General features: G+C 56.0%; 14 protein-coding genes and 1 pseudogene. 12 read left to right on the forward strand and 3 right to left on the reverse strand.

The genetic code is table 11. The annotated features are described in order from the left end of the window. Together TA5113_RS17415 and pdxH are read right to left on the reverse strand one after the other, a co-directional pair. Positions 1 to 75: pseudogene (locus TA5113_RS17415) on the reverse strand (cold shock domain-containing protein); the annotation flags it as partial. Positions 76 to 194: 119 nt separating this feature from the next. Beyond that, complete coding sequence (gene pdxH / locus TA5113_RS15525; RefSeq protein WP_082625935.1) at positions 195 to 818, reverse strand: pyridoxamine 5'-phosphate oxidase; 624 nt, start codon at positions 816 to 818, stop codon at positions 195 to 197. A 90-nt stretch (positions 819 to 908) separates the two neighbouring features. Between pdxH and fabI the strand changes: the two genes are divergently transcribed. From fabI to trpE, 6 genes are all read left to right on the forward strand, one after another. Further along, positions 909 to 1721 (forward strand): enoyl-ACP reductase FabI, encoded by an 813-nt coding sequence (gene fabI, locus TA5113_RS15530; protein ID WP_058315963.1) that lies wholly within the window; start codon positions 909 to 911, stop codon positions 1719 to 1721. 108 nt (positions 1722 to 1829) lie between these two features. Beyond that, positions 1830 to 2438, forward strand: a complete 609-nt coding sequence (locus TA5113_RS15535) for a LysE family translocator (RefSeq protein ID WP_058315962.1) — start codon at positions 1830 to 1832, stop codon at positions 2436 to 2438. Between the two features lie 21 nt (positions 2439 to 2459). After that, positions 2460 to 2978 carry a xanthine phosphoribosyltransferase gene (gpt, locus tag TA5113_RS15540; RefSeq protein ID WP_058315961.1) on the forward strand — a complete coding sequence of 173 codons (519 nt, stop codon included), beginning with the start codon at positions 2460 to 2462 and terminating at the stop codon, positions 2976 to 2978. A 12-nt stretch (positions 2979 to 2990) separates the two neighbouring features. Continuing rightward, positions 2991 to 4178, forward strand: a complete 1188-nt coding sequence (locus TA5113_RS15545) for an aminotransferase (RefSeq protein ID WP_058315960.1) — start codon at positions 2991 to 2993, stop codon at positions 4176 to 4178. A 194-nt stretch (positions 4179 to 4372) separates the two neighbouring features. Then, the gene (locus tag TA5113_RS15550; RefSeq protein ID WP_058315959.1) at positions 4373 to 6217 is read left to right on the forward strand and encodes a SurA N-terminal domain-containing protein; all 1845 of its coding nucleotides are present in this window, start codon (positions 4373 to 4375) and stop codon (positions 6215 to 6217) included. 12 nt (positions 6218 to 6229) lie between these two features. Next, positions 6230 to 7738 (forward strand): anthranilate synthase component I, encoded by a 1509-nt coding sequence (gene trpE, locus TA5113_RS15555; protein ID WP_058315958.1) that lies wholly within the window; start codon positions 6230 to 6232, stop codon positions 7736 to 7738. Between the two features lie 69 nt (positions 7739 to 7807). Here trpE and TA5113_RS15560 read toward each other — a convergent pair whose 3' ends face one another. Further along, a complete protein-coding gene (locus TA5113_RS15560) occupies positions 7808 to 9247 on the reverse strand; it encodes a divergent polysaccharide deacetylase family protein (protein ID WP_058316817.1) in 1440 nt (479 codons plus the stop codon). Between the two features lie 218 nt (positions 9248 to 9465). Here TA5113_RS15560 and TA5113_RS15565 point away from each other — a divergent pair, with 218 nt between their 5' ends. From TA5113_RS15565 to TA5113_RS15590, 6 genes are all read left to right on the forward strand, one after another. Continuing rightward, the gene (locus tag TA5113_RS15565; protein ID WP_058315956.1) at positions 9466 to 10047 is read left to right on the forward strand and encodes an anthranilate synthase component II; all 582 of its coding nucleotides are present in this window, start codon (positions 9466 to 9468) and stop codon (positions 10045 to 10047) included. Beyond that, positions 10044 to 11069 (forward strand): anthranilate phosphoribosyltransferase, encoded by a 1026-nt coding sequence (gene trpD, locus TA5113_RS15570; protein WP_058315955.1) that lies wholly within the window; start codon positions 10044 to 10046, stop codon positions 11067 to 11069. Before TA5113_RS15565 ends, trpD begins: the two co-directional genes overlap by 4 nt. 8 nt (positions 11070 to 11077) lie before the next feature. Next, positions 11078 to 11719 (forward strand): uracil-DNA glycosylase, encoded by a 642-nt coding sequence (locus TA5113_RS15575; RefSeq protein WP_058315954.1) that lies wholly within the window; start codon positions 11078 to 11080, stop codon positions 11717 to 11719. Then, the gene (gene trpC, locus TA5113_RS15580; protein ID WP_058315953.1) at positions 11716 to 12528 is read left to right on the forward strand and encodes an indole-3-glycerol phosphate synthase TrpC; all 813 of its coding nucleotides are present in this window, start codon (positions 11716 to 11718) and stop codon (positions 12526 to 12528) included. The genes TA5113_RS15575 and trpC overlap by 4 nt, the downstream gene beginning before the upstream one ends. Beyond that, the gene (moaC, locus tag TA5113_RS15585) at positions 12528 to 13013 is read left to right on the forward strand and encodes a cyclic pyranopterin monophosphate synthase MoaC (RefSeq protein WP_058315952.1); all 486 of its coding nucleotides are present in this window, start codon (positions 12528 to 12530) and stop codon (positions 13011 to 13013) included. Before trpC ends, moaC begins: the two co-directional genes overlap by 1 nt. Then, the coding region (locus TA5113_RS15590) for a molybdopterin molybdotransferase MoeA (protein WP_058316818.1) at positions 13010 to 13855 on the forward strand (846 nt) is incomplete at its 3' end. The genes moaC and TA5113_RS15590, both read left to right, overlap by 4 nt.

The raw sequence follows: 13855 nt of genomic DNA on the forward strand, positions 1-13855 counted from the left end.
ACCAAACCCTTTTACAGGATCGAACCACTTCACCTGCCCGCCGATCTTCTGGGCAGTTACATCATCCATTCTCACGGCCTTACTCTGCGCGACCCCATCCCCAGGGTCATCCCTTTACTGCGACAATTCCTTACGCGCAGCAAGGAAAAAAATCGCAGTTCTTTCATAGGGTTGCATTTTACGTCACGTGGATGTCAAGGGTTCAAACGTATAATTTCCCATGCATCAGAAGGGGTTGCGCGGCGCCAAACGAAGCGGTCGTGCAAGCGAAAAGCACCATCTGCCCAGAATTCGATTTCCACCGGAACGATCCGAAACCCACCCCAGAACGGTGGCCGTTTCGGTGCTGTTCCGTGCACAGTGGACATTTTGGCCGCCTTTGCGACCAAGCTCGCCCGAGAGGGGAGTGGCTGAGACTGATCACTCGCCCAAGCACCCAAGCGGCTCTTAAGCGACCGTGATTTGTAATAGGCATCCGCCTTCTCTCCATCTTCGCGACTGACGGTGCCACGCACACGGACTTGGCGGCGCAATGATTTCCAGTGCATGACAAAAGCGGCCTTCCCCGCCTGCTCAATTTCCTGCGCCTTCGCAGAGCCATAGTTGGTGTAAAACACGAAGGCATCATCTTCGACATCCTTCAAAAGCACCATCCGGGCATTTGGGAGCCCATCTTTGTCGACGGTCGACAAAGCAATTGCATTGGGGTCATTTGGCTCAGCAGTCTCCGCTTCCGCCAACCAACTCCGGGTCAATTCAAATGGGTTGTCACCAGCAAAAATTCCGCTGCGATCTGACATGTCTTTCTCCGATACCATTTGCGCCACGCTCGGTTCGAGTGGCCTTGATGATGTGTAACCTATCGCCTAAAGGTCATTTAAAACGGAATAAGGGACGGAGTAGTCCAAATGTCAAATAATCTGATGGCTGGTAAACGCGGCCTCATCATGGGCCTTGCGAATGACAAATCCATCGCATGGGGTATTGCGAAGGCTTGCGCCGACGCGGGCGCAGAGCTGGCTTTCTCTTATATGGGCGACGCCTTCAAAAAACGCGTGCAGCCACTGGCCGACCAATTGGGTGTCGACACACTGATCGATTGTGATGTGTCTGACCCAGCTTCCATCGACGCGGCTTTTTCGGAAATCGAAGCAAAGTGGGGCAAGATCGACTTTATCGTTCACGCCATCGGTTTCTCTGACAAGAACGAGTTGCGCGGCCGTTACGTTGACACCAGCCGTGACAACTTCCTGATGACCATGGACATCTCTTGCTACAGCTTCACAGCCGTGATGCAGCGTGCAGAGAAGTTGATGAAAGACGGTGGTTCTGCTCTGACGCTGACCTACTATGGCGCAGAGCAAGTTATGCCGCACTATAACGTCATGGGTGTGGCCAAGGCCGCTCTGGAAGCCTCTGTGAAATATCTCGCAGAAGACTTGGGCAAAGACGGCATTCGCGTGAACGCGATTTCTGCCGGTCCTATCAAAACCCTCGCAGCATCCGGTATCGGCGACTTCCGCTACATTCTGAAATGGAACGAATACAACTCTCCTCTGCGTAAAACCGTCACCATCGATGAAGTCGGCAACTCCGCGCTTTATCTGCTAAGCGATCTGTCCTCAGGCGTGACCGGCGAGAACCTGCACGTTGACTCTGGCTACCACGTGGTTGGCATGAAAGCTGTGGACGCCCCGGACATTGACGCGGGCAAAAAGTGACAAGACCCACAGAGTTTTAATTCGAGAACGGGCCAAGTGATCACTTGGCCCGTTTTGTTTTTATCCGTAAGCTGAATAAAACCCTCTCAGCAATCGAAGGGAGCTTAAGTGGAACTCTCTCATATCATTGCGTTTAATTTGACATTGGCCGTGGCGATCCTAAGTCCCGGCCCCGCAATGTTGATCTCCTTGCGCCAGACGCTGTTGAACGGGCGCAGCACCGGGATATTAACAGGACTTGGCCTTGGCACCATGGCTGCGATCTGGACAATCTTCGCCCTGCTTGGTTTGGAAGGCCTGTTCCAGCTCTTTCCCTGGGCCTATGTAACGATGAAATCCATTGGCGCGCTCTATCTCATCTGGATTGCTTACAACACGTGGCGCTCTGCCAAAGAGCCACTGCGATCCATCGCAGCACCGCCCAAAGGCCGCGCTTTTCTCACAGGTCTTTCCGTGAACTTCGCCAACCCCAAATCCGTATTGTTTGCTTCAGCAGTGCTCTTGGTCATATTTCCGCGCGACATGAGCGTCGCCGACAAAAGCTTTGTCGTGATCAATCATTTGCTAGTGGAATGGAGTTTCTACACGGGTTTTGCCCTGCTCCTCTCGACCAACCGTGCCAAAAACGGCTATCTCCGCCTCAAACCGATATTTGACCGAGTCGCCGCCCTTGTGCTGGGCGCACTTGGCGTCCGTCTGTTGCTTGACCGCAGCTAAGGCGCAAGAAAGGATAAAAACATGAGTGAACGTCTCCCCCACGAAAAGGGCTTTCATATCAGCTGGGACCAATTACACCGCGATGCGCGTGCATTGGCATGGCGTCTTGATGGGAAAGGTCCCGACAATGGCGCGTGGAAGGCTGTTGTCGCCATTACCCGAGGCGGCATGGCGCCTGCGATGATCGTCGCGCGCGAACTTGATATTCGCGTGGTGGATACGATCAGCGTGAAATCCTATCACTCCGGCGGCGGCGCGGCGGATCAACGTCGCGAAGCGGAAGTGCTAAAAGCGCCATCTGACGACATTATGGGTGACGGCGAAGGTATTCTGATCGTGGATGATCTGGTGGATTCCGGCAAAACTCTCGAATTGGTACGGGATCTTTATCCCAAAGCGCATTTCGCCACGGTATATGCGAAGCCCCAAGGAGAACCGCAGGTGGACAGCTTTATCACCGGTGTGTCTCAGGACACATGGATCTTCTTCCCATGGGATATGGCACTGCAATACGTTCAGCCTTATCGCGGCACCGATTAACCTCAGCCGCAAATGACGACGACCCGTACAAAAACAACTTTTGCGCCGCCGGTGATGGAAGCCCGGCGGTGGATTGCGGGTCGAGAATTCCCGTCCAGCCGACCATTGATCAATGTGAGCCAAGCCGCGCCTCTTGATCCGCCGCCGGATGGATTGCGCCGTCATATTGCGGAAACATCCATCAATATGCCCGAGGCCCATCTTTATGGGCCAGTGCTGGGTCTGCCGGAGCTTCGCGCAGAAGTAGCAACCCGCTGGCAAACCCATTATGGCGGCGAAATTGCCTCGGATCAGGTGGCCATCACCTCGGGTTGTAACCAAGCCTTTGCGGCGGCAATCTCTTCGATCACCAGTGAGACTGACGAAGTCATTTTGCCTACCCCATGGTATTTCAACCATAAAATGTGGCTGGATATGCAGGGGGTTCAGACCGTTCCATTGGCGACAAGGGACGGCTTACTGCCCGATCCAAAAGACGCCAAGGCGCTGATCACAAAGAAAACACGCGCGATTGTTTTGGTGACCCCGAACAATCCGGGCGGTGTGGAATACCCAGCGGAGCTCGTAAAACGCTTTTATGCCTTGGCGAAGAAGGCCGGCATCAAGCTCATTGTGGATGAGACCTACCGGGACTTTGACAGTCGATCCGAGCCCGCGCACGAGCTTTTTAAAGACCCCAAGTGGGATCAAACCCTGATCCACCTTTATTCTTTCTCCAAAGCCTACCGCCTCACCGGTCACCGTGTTGGCGCGATGATCACCAGCGCGGACCTGCTTACCGAGGTAGAGAAGTTCCTAGACACCGTTGCGATCTGCCCAAACCAATTGGGTCAACACGCAGCGCTATGGGGGATGCGTAACCTGGGCAATTGGTTGGCAGGCGAAAGAGAAGAAATCCTCGCCCGGCGCGACGCGATACAGACCAATATGCCATTGCTTGAAGCCAAAGGGTGGAAGCTCTTGGGGCTTGGCGCTTATTTTGCCTATCTTGAGCACCCGTTTGAAATGGCATCAGATGATCTTGCCCAAGATCTGGTGAAACGCGCCCACGTGCTGTGCCTACCCGGTACAATGTTTCATCCAGAAGGCAGCCTCGATGGCAAACAACAGCTGCGCATCGCCTTTGCCAATATTGACGCAGCCCATATCACCGGCCTTTTTGCCCGTTTGGCGGCCTATGACCCGCCTGCTGCGCGCTAAATGCGCAACGTTTCCTCCACGCCAAAAAGCGCTTTCTTTTTGGTCAAAATATCCTGGGGTGAAAGCGCAAAGCGCTGAGGGGCAAAGCCCCTGAGGTCGTTAAGCAATCTTATCGCTTGCCCCCCTTCCCGCCGCGTCGTAGACATTCGCCACCGAAATATTGCCTAAAGCGCATAGCACCAGAGAGAACAGCAATGGCCGTACAAAATTCCTTCACCAAAACACTGGTTTGGATCCTGATGGGCATGCTGATCCTTGGCCTTGGCGGCTTTGGCATCACCAACCTTGGTGGCAATGTGCAATCGGTTGGCAATGTCGACGGCAAAGCGATCTCCGTGAACGACTATTACAACGCCGTTCAACGTGAATTAGACGCGTTCCAAGCCCAAACAGGACAGCGCATCACCTTTGCGCAGGCCCAGCAAATCGGGCTGGCGCAACAAGTCCTGTCTACACTGGTGTCTCAGCGTGCTTTGGATGTGGAAGCCGAGCGTCTGGGCCTGTCGATGGGTGACGAAAACCTGCGCGACCAGATTGTGACCATTCCAGCCTTCCAAGGCTTGGACGGCTCTTTTGATCGCGAAGCCTATCGCTTTGCCCTACAAAACTCTGGTTTGAACGAAAGCGCGTTTGAAAATTCCCTGCGCGAAGATGCGGCGCGCACCTTGCTGCAAACCGCTGTGATTGGCGGCATTGAGATGCCAAGCACCTATGGCAAAACACTAACCGAGTTTCTGGCCGAGACCCGCAGCTTCTCTTATGCGACCATCACCGAAAGCAATCTGGATGCCGGCGTTCCAGCGCCTAATGATGTGGACCTGCAAGCCTATTACGACGCAAACACCGACAACTTCATGCAGCCCGCTACCCGTGACATCACCTATGCATGGGTCGCGCCATCCATGATTTTGGACACGGTTGACGTCGATGAAGACAGCCTGAAAGCGCTTTATGAAGAGCGCAGCGCTGAGTTCAATCAGCCAGAACGCCGTCTGGTCGAACGTCTGGTTTACGGCACAGAGGCCGATGCTGCTGCTGCCCTAACAGAAATCACTGCAGGCAACTCAAGCTTTGAAGCTGAGGTCGAAGCGCGTGGCTTGGCATTGACCGATGTGGATATGGGCGACGTGACCAAGTCCGCGCTCTCTGCCGCTGGCGACGCAGTTTTCGCGGCGGGTTCCGGCGATGTGGTTGGCCCGCTGCCAACAGATCTCGGCCCAGCCCTTTTCCGGGTGAATGCCATCTTAGAAGCGCAAAGCACCTCTTACGAAGATGCAAAACCTGCCCTGCGCGACGAGCTGGCGACCGATCGCGCCCGCCGTGTGATTGACGCGCAGATCAACACCGTTGATGACCTGCTTGCGGGCGGTGCGACTTTGGAAGAAGTCGCTGATGAAACCGATCTTGTGCTGGAAGCCATCAACTTCCACGCAGGCTCCACAGAAGCCATCGCAGGCTATTCCGATTTCCGCGCAGCGGCGCAAGCGGTTCAGGATAGCGACTTCCCAGAAGTGGACACGCTGGATGACGGCGGCATCTTTGCGCTGCGTCTTGATGGCACATCTGAGGCTGCTCCGATCCCATTTGCTGAGGCACGCGACGCGGTTGAGGCTGCTTGGCGCGCAGAACAGGTGCAAGTCGCACTCGAAGCCAAGGCAGAGGCACTGATCGCTGAGATGAAGTCAGGCAAAGACATCATCACCCTTGGTCTGAACGTGGCCCAAGAGCAGGACACAACCCGTCAGGACTTTTTGCCAGACGTACCGCCTGCCCTGCTTCAAACCGTGTTTGAAATGGCAGAAGGTGACGTAAGTGCAGTCGAAGGTGTTGGCAGCTATCTGATCGTCGAACTGGACGCTGTCGCTGCGGCGGATCTAAGCTCTGGCGAGAATACCTCGATCCAAAACCTGGTGAACCGTCAAGCCAGCCAAGCGCTGACCCAAGACATTCTAGAAGCCTATGCGACCTATGTGCGCGCTGGTGCCGAGATCGAAATTGATCAAAGCGCACTGGCCGCGGTGCATTCGCAACTCCAATAAGGACGCTGACCCGTGGCTTTGACCCCTTCCTTTGACGCCTTTGAGGCGGATTTCGCTGCTGGCAAAAACCAAGTGGTTTACACACGGCTGGCCGCTGATTTGGACACGCCCGTTTCTTTGATGCTAAAGCTGACCGGCGCGCAGAAAGACGCGTTTATGCTCGAATCCGTGACCGGCGGCGAAGTGCGCGGTCGCTATTCCATCATCGGCATGAAGCCTGATGTGATCTGGCAGTGCCACGGCACAGACAGCCGCATCAACCGTCAGGCGCGCTTTGATGCGGACGCGTTTGAAACCCAAGACGGCGATCCGCTGGCCAATCTGCGCTCCTTGATTGCTGAAAGCAAAATTGACCTGCCTGACGACCTTCCACAGGCCTCTGCTGGCCTCTTTGGGTTCTTGGGCTACGATATGATTCGTCTGGTCGAGCATTTGCCAGACATCAACCCTGACCCGCTTGGTCTGCCCGACGCCTGCATGATGCGCCCTTCTGTGGTTGCCGTGCTGGATGGTGTCAAAGGCGAAGTTACCGTTGTGTCGCCAGTATGGGTCAGCGAAGGCCAATCCGCGCGCGCGGCTTATGCGCAAGCGGGCGAACGGGTGATGGATGCGGTGCGCGATCTTGAACGAGCCATGCCGCAGGCAAGCCGCGATCTCGGCGAAGAGCTGCAAGTGGGTGAACCTGTCAGCAACTTCACCAAGTCTGGCTATTTGGCTGCGGTTGAAAAGGCTAAGGATTACATCAAAGCCGGTGATATTTTCCAGGTCGTGCCAGCACAACGCTGGACCCATGACTTTCCGTTGCCACCCTTCGCACTTTACCGTTCCTTGCGCCGCACCAACCCGTCGCCCTTCATGTTCTATTTCAACTTCGGCGGCTATCAGGTGATCGGCGCGAGCCCGGAAATTCTGGTGCGGGTCTTTGGCAACGAAGTCACCATCCGCCCGATCGCTGGCACCCGCCCCCGTGGCGCGACACCAGAAGAAGACCGCGCCAATGAGGCGGATCTTTTGGCGGATAAGAAAGAACTGGCGGAACACCTGATGCTGCTGGATCTGGGCCGGAACGATACGGGCAAAGTGTCTAAAATCGGCACCGTGCACCCGACCGAACAATTCATCATCGAACGCTACAGTCACGTGATGCATATCGTCTCAAACGTGGTGGGCGAGCTTGCCGATGACCAAGACGCCCTCAGCGCCTTCTTTGCAGGCATGCCTGCGGGCACAGTGTCTGGCGCTCCAAAAGTGCGTGCGATGGAGATCATCGACGAGCTAGAGCCTGAAAAGCGCGGCGTCTATGGCGGCGGCGTGGGCTATTTCTCTGCCGGTGGTGACATGGACATGTGTATCGCCCTGCGCACCGCGATTGTGAAAGACAAGAAGCTCTATGTGCAGGCTGGTGGCGGTGTCGTTTACGACAGCGATCCAGAAGCGGAATACATGGAGACCGTGCACAAATCCAACGCCATCCGCCGCGCCGCAGAGGATGCGGGCCGTTTTGATGGGCATGGCAACTAATAACGTAGGCCGGGCTTCAGCCCGGCTTTTTTTTGCGCATGTGCCGGGCTGAAGCCCGGCCTACCCGATTTACTTTACCGACATCAACAACGCTGACACTGGCGCAATGCTTACGGTGCTCGCCCGATCCTGCAACGCCCAGCTTGCCAGTGCTGCAATGGTGCTCTCTTGCAAACGGCCAAGCATCAGAACCGACTCACTCTGGCGCGCCTTAAAGGCCGCTTGGTCCAAGAAGCGCCGGATCACCACATCGGTCTGACCATTGCCATCAAAATCGCGGAATACGGTTACAGCACCGACCCCTTCAAGCACTGCCAGTTTCTGCGCTGTGTTCAAACCTTTTGGCTGAAAGACCAAACCATGGCCGCTCGCCAATGCATACTCAATCACCTGATCGGCAACCGGGCGTGTTTCCTGAATGCCACCTGAATACCCATCCATAAACGCAACCGCCTCGGGAACATTGGCTAACTGACCTTCAATATTCAAAGCCACATCGCTAGCGCTGGCGCCTGCTGGGAAATTCATCAAAGCAATTACTTCCAGACCAGCCGCACGCAGCTCGGCGGCGCGGGTTGATGCATTGGCCGCTTGCGCGTCCACCGCAACAGTCATCGGCAATGGGAACTCTGCCAATGTCTGCAGATCGATCCCAGACGCTGGATCATCAAGCAGAGCAATAGACATCAAAGGTTTGTCGGATTCAGGCTCAAACGCCACTGCAAAGGCTTCAAGCGGTGCTTTTGCGTCTTCCGCAATTGTCTCTTCAACGGCCTCTGGTGGCGCCGCGCCTGCACCAACCGTCGGCAGACGTGTCGACGTGCGCTGTTCGAATGTCTCATCAAATCCAGTGACAGGTTTCAGAAGTGACGCTGTCTCTTCCTCCGCTGGCTGCTCTGGCGCAGTTACGTCAACCGTTGGAGCTGCATCAGCCACCGCTCCCGTATTTTGTGAAGGCGCTTCGCCGCTTGGCGACGCTTCAGCAGTCGTCGCTGGCACTGTTGGGGATGCTTCAGTTTCAGGCGCGTCAAAGGCTTGGGTCTCTCCGCCACCCGGGCTTTGCGGTTGCGCCGGGTCAACGGAAATCGAGGGTTCGTCTTCCGCGCCCGGACGCTCGATTGGGCGTGCTTGCGGGTTTGGCAGTACCGGGCTTTCGGAATTCACCGCCAAGTCAATCGAACCATTTTCGCTTGGTGCGGCGGGTGTCGCGTCTACAGTCGCCGTATCTGGTCGTGGTGCTGACGTTTGATCCGCAAGCGGCGCGCCATCTGCACCGGTTGTGGATGCGGGCGCTTGCGCCACCGAGTCAGCTTGCACAGGGGCGTCCGTATCCGAGGTTTCCCGCAACGACTGGCCTTCAGTGGGCGCAGGTGACGCGGTGGTCTGTTCTACGGTTTGCGGAGGTGCCACCCCACCGGATGGCAAGGGCGACAGCAAGGACACAATCCCCGCCAGCATCAAACCCAATACACCACCAAAGAATAACCCAGTGATAATCCCGCGTATCATCGCTCTTGCCCTCTTCTTCGCCTTGCGCCTTGACCTCGTCAGCCCGTTTGGCCTGCACATCGACGCCGACTTCGATTTTTCATCGTATTTTTAGACTGCTTTTTGGGTCTTTGTCCCCCGGCAGCCCTTGACCCTTCCAGCCAAGCCTGTCCATGTATAGCCCGTCTATGGGCCGGGTTCCTACCCTGTTCTTACTTTGAATGAAAATGAGTGCCGCTATGCTGCTTCTGATCGATAACTACGACAGCTTTACCTATAACCTCGTGCATTATTTGGGCGAGCTGGGAGCCGACGTACAGGTCTGGCGCAACGACGCGCTCAATACTCAAGAAGCGATGGCGATGAACCCTGCGGGGATTCTCTTGTCCCCCGGTCCATGCACCCCGAATGAAGCAGGCATTTGCCTGTCCTTGGTTGAGGCCGCGGCAGAGACAAAAACGCCGCTGATGGGTGTCTGTCTGGGTCACCAATCCATTGGTCAAGCCTTTGGTGGCAATGTGATCCGCTGCCATGAGATTGTGCACGGCAAAATGGGCACCATGCATCATATGGACAAAGGGCTGTTCAAAGGTCTGCCAACGCCGTTTGAAGCAACCCGTTACCATTCTCTGGTGGTAGAGCGCGAAACCCTGCCCGATTGTCTGGAAATCACCGCAGAGCTGGAAGACGGCACCATCATGGGCCTTCAGCACAAAGAGCTTCCGATCCAAGGCTGCCAATTCCACCCGGAAAGCATTGCGTCTGAACATGGTCACGCCATGCTGCAAAACTTCTTAGACACGATGAAGGTGCCGGCATGAGCGACGCATTAAAGCCGTTGATCAACGCGGCCGCCGAAGGACCTTTGTCCCGCGCCCAAGCGGAAGAGGCATTTACGATTCTGTTCAACGGTGATGCGACACCAAGCCAGATCGGTGGATTGCTCATGGCGCTTCGCACGCGGGGCGAGACCGTGGACGAATACGCCGCCGCCGCCGCGGTGATGCGCGCGAAATGCGTGCCGGTGAATGCACCAGACGGTGTCATTGACATCGTGGGCACCGGTGGTTCTGGCAAACACACATTGAATATCTCAACCGCGTCGATCTTTACCGTTGCTGGCGCAGGCGTGCCGGTGGCCAAACACGGCAACCGCAAGGCCAGCTCAAAATCCGGTACGGCGGATGTTCAATCCGAGCTCGGCATCAACGTTATGGTTGGCGCAGATGTGGTTGAAAAGGCGCTAGAAACCTGCGGCGTTGGCTTCATGATGGCCCCAATGCACCATCCGGCTATTGCCCATGTGATGCCAACCCGCTTGGAGCTTGGCACACGTACGATTTTCAACATTCTCGGGCCGCTGACCAACCCTGCTGGCGCGAAACGTCAGATCACGGGGGCGTTCTCTCGCAATCTGATCCGACCGATGGCTGAGACTCTCGGCAAGCTGGGGTCTGAAAAAGCGTGGCTCGTGCATGGCTCGGACGGAACAGATGAGCTGACGATCACCGGCGTCAGCTACGTGTCTGCGTTGGAAACCGATGGCTCGGTGCGTGATTTCGAATTGCACCCGGAAGAGGCTGGTTTGCCGGTGCACCCATTTGAAGAAACAGTTGGTGGCACGCCGGAATACAACGCGAAAGCGCTGCGTGCTGTTTTGGATGGGGAGAAAGGCGCTTATCGTGACGCGGTTCTTCTGAACTCTGCGGCGGCTTTGGTGATTGCCGATAAGGCGAACGATCTCAAACAAGGTGTTGAAATTGCGGCAGAAAGCATCGACTCAGGCAAAGCCAAGGAAAAGCTGACTTGCCTCGCAAAGCTCACTTCGGCCGCCGCAAACTGATCATTCAAATGGCACCGCAAAGCTGGAAACATCTTCCGTTCTTTACTGAAAACCTCCCTGTAATCGATGCCACATTGGAGGAAGACAAAAGGGATATTCTCCCCCCAGCTGACCAACGCTTTGCGGCGCTAGAGGCCTGCGCACCTTCGCAAACGCGCGTTGTGATCATGGGCCAAGACCCTTACCCGACCCCGGGCCATGCCCACGGGCTCTCTTTCTCGGTCGAACCCGAAGTCCGCCCCTTGCCGCGCAGTTTAAACAACATCTTCAAAGAAATGGTCGACGACCTCGGCGGCGCCCCATTGACCGGAGACCTGCGCGGATGGGCCTCGCAGGGCGTTTTACTTCTGAATACGGTGCTTTCAGTGCCCGCGGGCGAAGCCAACGGCCACAAAGATCTTGGCTGGCAAACCCTCGCCCATCAGGTGCTCGAGGAAGTCTCAAAAAAACCCACCGCTTTCGTGCTTTGGGGCAAACAGGCGCAAAACCTGTCAAAGCATATTCACCCCGGCGACCATCTCATGATAGAAACCGCCCATCCTTCGCCCCTTTCGGCAAGGCGCGGTTTTTTTGGCTCTAAACCGTTTTCGCGTATCAACACTTGGCTTGCCGACCGTGGCGAGCACCCCATCGACTGGACCATGCAATGACCACGACCGTTCTGGATAAAATCAAAGCCTATAAACTGGAAGAGGTCGCCGCCGACAAAGCCGCGAAACCCTACGCGGATGTGGAGGCGGAAGCGAAAGACGCAAGCCCAACCCGTGGGTTCGCCAATGCCCTGATTGAAGCGTCCAAAACCGGCTACGGTCTGATCGCCGAAGTCAAAAAGGCTAGTCCTTCCAAAGGCTTGATCCGCGAGGACTTCAACCCACCGGTGCTGGCCAAAGCCTATGAGGATGGCGGCGCAACCTGTTTGTCCGTACTCACAGACACCCCATCCTTCCAAGGCGCTAAGGACTTCCTGGTGCAAGCCCGCGAGGCCACCAACCTGCCCGCCCTGCGCAAAGACTTCATGTATGACACCTATCAGGTGGCCGAAGCCCGCGCGCTGGGGGCCGACTGTATTCTGATCATCATGGCTTCCGTGTCTGACGACCAAGCTCAAGAGCTGGAAGACGCAGCATTCGCATGGGGCATGGATGTGCTCTTGGAAGTGCATGACGCGGAAGAACTGGAACGCGCCAGCATGCTCAAATCCCCCCTAATGGGCATCAACAATCGCAATCTGAAAACCTTTGAAACAACACTCGACACAACCCGCATTCTGTCCAAAGACGTGCCAGAGGATCGTCTGATCGTCTGCGAAAGCGGGCTTTTCACACCCGAAGACCTCTCGGACATGGCGCGCTACAATGCGCGGACCTTCCTGATTGGTGAAAGCCTGATGCGTCAAAAAGATGTGACCGCAGCGACCAAAGCCATCCTCGCCAATCCGCTTATGCCAGAGGCCATCTAATGACAGAGAACAAAGGTCTCACCCATTTTGACGCCAAGGGCGATGCCCATATGGTCGATGTCTCAGACAAAGCTGTGACGGACCGCATTGCGACTGCTGTTGGCCAAGTCAAAATGAACAAAGAAACCTTTGATATCATTGCAGAAGGCCGCGCCAAGAAAGGTGATGTGCTGGCGGTTGCTCAGCTCGCGGGCATCATGGGCGCAAAGCAATGCAGCACGCTTATTCCGCTTTGCCATCCACTGCCAATCACCAAAGTCTCGGTCGACCTCGACCTCAATGCCCACCTGCCGGGCGTGGACATCACGGCCACGGTAAAAACCACCGGCCAAACGGGCGTTGAAATGGAAGCTTTGACCGCAGTCAATGTCGCTGCTTTGACGGTCTATGACATGTCCAAAGCCGTGGATAAGACTATGGAGATCACCGGCATCCGCGTGGTTCTCAAAGACGGCGGAAAATCCGGACGGTTTGAAGCCAAATGATTTCAGTCGCTGAAGCGCTCGCCCATCTCTTTGCCCTTGCCAAACCATTGGACACAGAGGTTGTGCCGCTGAAGCATGCCGGTGGTCGAGTGCTTGCCCAAGATGCCTCTGCCCGTCGCGACCAACCGCCCTTTTCCGCCTCTGCCATGGATGGCTATGCGGTCCGTGATAAAGACGTCAAACCCGGCGCGGTGTTGACCATGATCGGTGAAAGCGCCGCTGGCCACCGATTTGACGGCAAAATTAGTGCCGGAGAATGCACCCGCATCTTCACCGGCGCGCCTTTACCCAAAGGCGCGGACCGGATTGTGATCCAAGAAGACGTCATCGTAAATGGCAACCAAATCACCATTGGCGATAACCTAGACAGCAACCACTATGTCCGCGCCAAAGGCTTTGATTTTAGAGATGGCCAATCCATTGCAGCCCCCAAAAAGCTAAGACCATCTGACATCGCTCTGCTCGCAGCTATGAACGTCCCAGAGGTCTCCGTCACCCGCAAGCCAAAGGTGGCAATCCTCTCCACAGGCGATGAACTGGTGATGCCGGGCGAAACACCAAACGACGACCAAATCATCGCGTCAAACAGCTTTGGCCTCTACGCCATGCTGCAAGATCTCGGTGCCGACCGCCGACTGCTTCCAATTGCGCGTGACAGTGAAGAAAGCCTCAGGACGGCTTTTGAACTGGCAAATGACGTCGATCTTCTGCTCACCATCGGCGGCGCATCGGTTGGCGACCACGACCTCGTCGGCAAGGTCGCCGCGGATCTGGGCATGGCGCGTGCGTTTTATAAAATCGCCATGCGACCGGGGAAGCCCCTTATGGCGGGTCGTCTAAAA

The organism is Cognatishimia activa (assembly GCF_001458335.1).
GTDB classification, from domain to species: domain Bacteria; phylum Pseudomonadota; class Alphaproteobacteria; order Rhodobacterales; family Rhodobacteraceae; genus Cognatishimia; species Cognatishimia activa.

Bases quoted from the DNA above. Each gene is read 5' to 3' on its own strand.
- pdxH (WP_082625935.1), bottom strand. From the start codon at position 818: ATGGTATCGGAGAAAGACATGTCAGATCGCAGCGGAATTTTTGCTGGT.
- TA5113_RS15575 (WP_058315954.1), top strand. From the start codon at position 11,078: ATGGCACCGCAAAGCTGGAAACATCTTCCGTTCTTTACTGAAAACCTC.
- TA5113_RS15550 (WP_058315959.1), top strand. From the start codon at position 4,373: ATGGCCGTACAAAATTCCTTCACCAAAACACTGGTTTGGATCCTGATG.
- fabI (WP_058315963.1), top strand. From the start codon at position 909: ATGTCAAATAATCTGATGGCTGGTAAACGCGGCCTCATCATGGGCCTT.
- trpD (WP_058315955.1), top strand. From the start codon at position 10,044: ATGAGCGACGCATTAAAGCCGTTGATCAACGCGGCCGCCGAAGGACCT.
- TA5113_RS15565 (WP_058315956.1), top strand. From the start codon at position 9,466: ATGCTGCTTCTGATCGATAACTACGACAGCTTTACCTATAACCTCGTG.
- trpC (WP_058315953.1), top strand. From the start codon at position 11,716: ATGACCACGACCGTTCTGGATAAAATCAAAGCCTATAAACTGGAAGAG.
- TA5113_RS15545 (WP_058315960.1), top strand. From the start codon at position 2,991: ATGACGACGACCCGTACAAAAACAACTTTTGCGCCGCCGGTGATGGAA.
- TA5113_RS15560 (WP_058316817.1), bottom strand. From the start codon at position 9,247: ATGATACGCGGGATTATCACTGGGTTATTCTTTGGTGGTGTATTGGGT.
- gpt (WP_058315961.1), top strand. From the start codon at position 2,460: ATGAGTGAACGTCTCCCCCACGAAAAGGGCTTTCATATCAGCTGGGAC.
- moaC (WP_058315952.1), top strand. From the start codon at position 12,528: ATGACAGAGAACAAAGGTCTCACCCATTTTGACGCCAAGGGCGATGCC.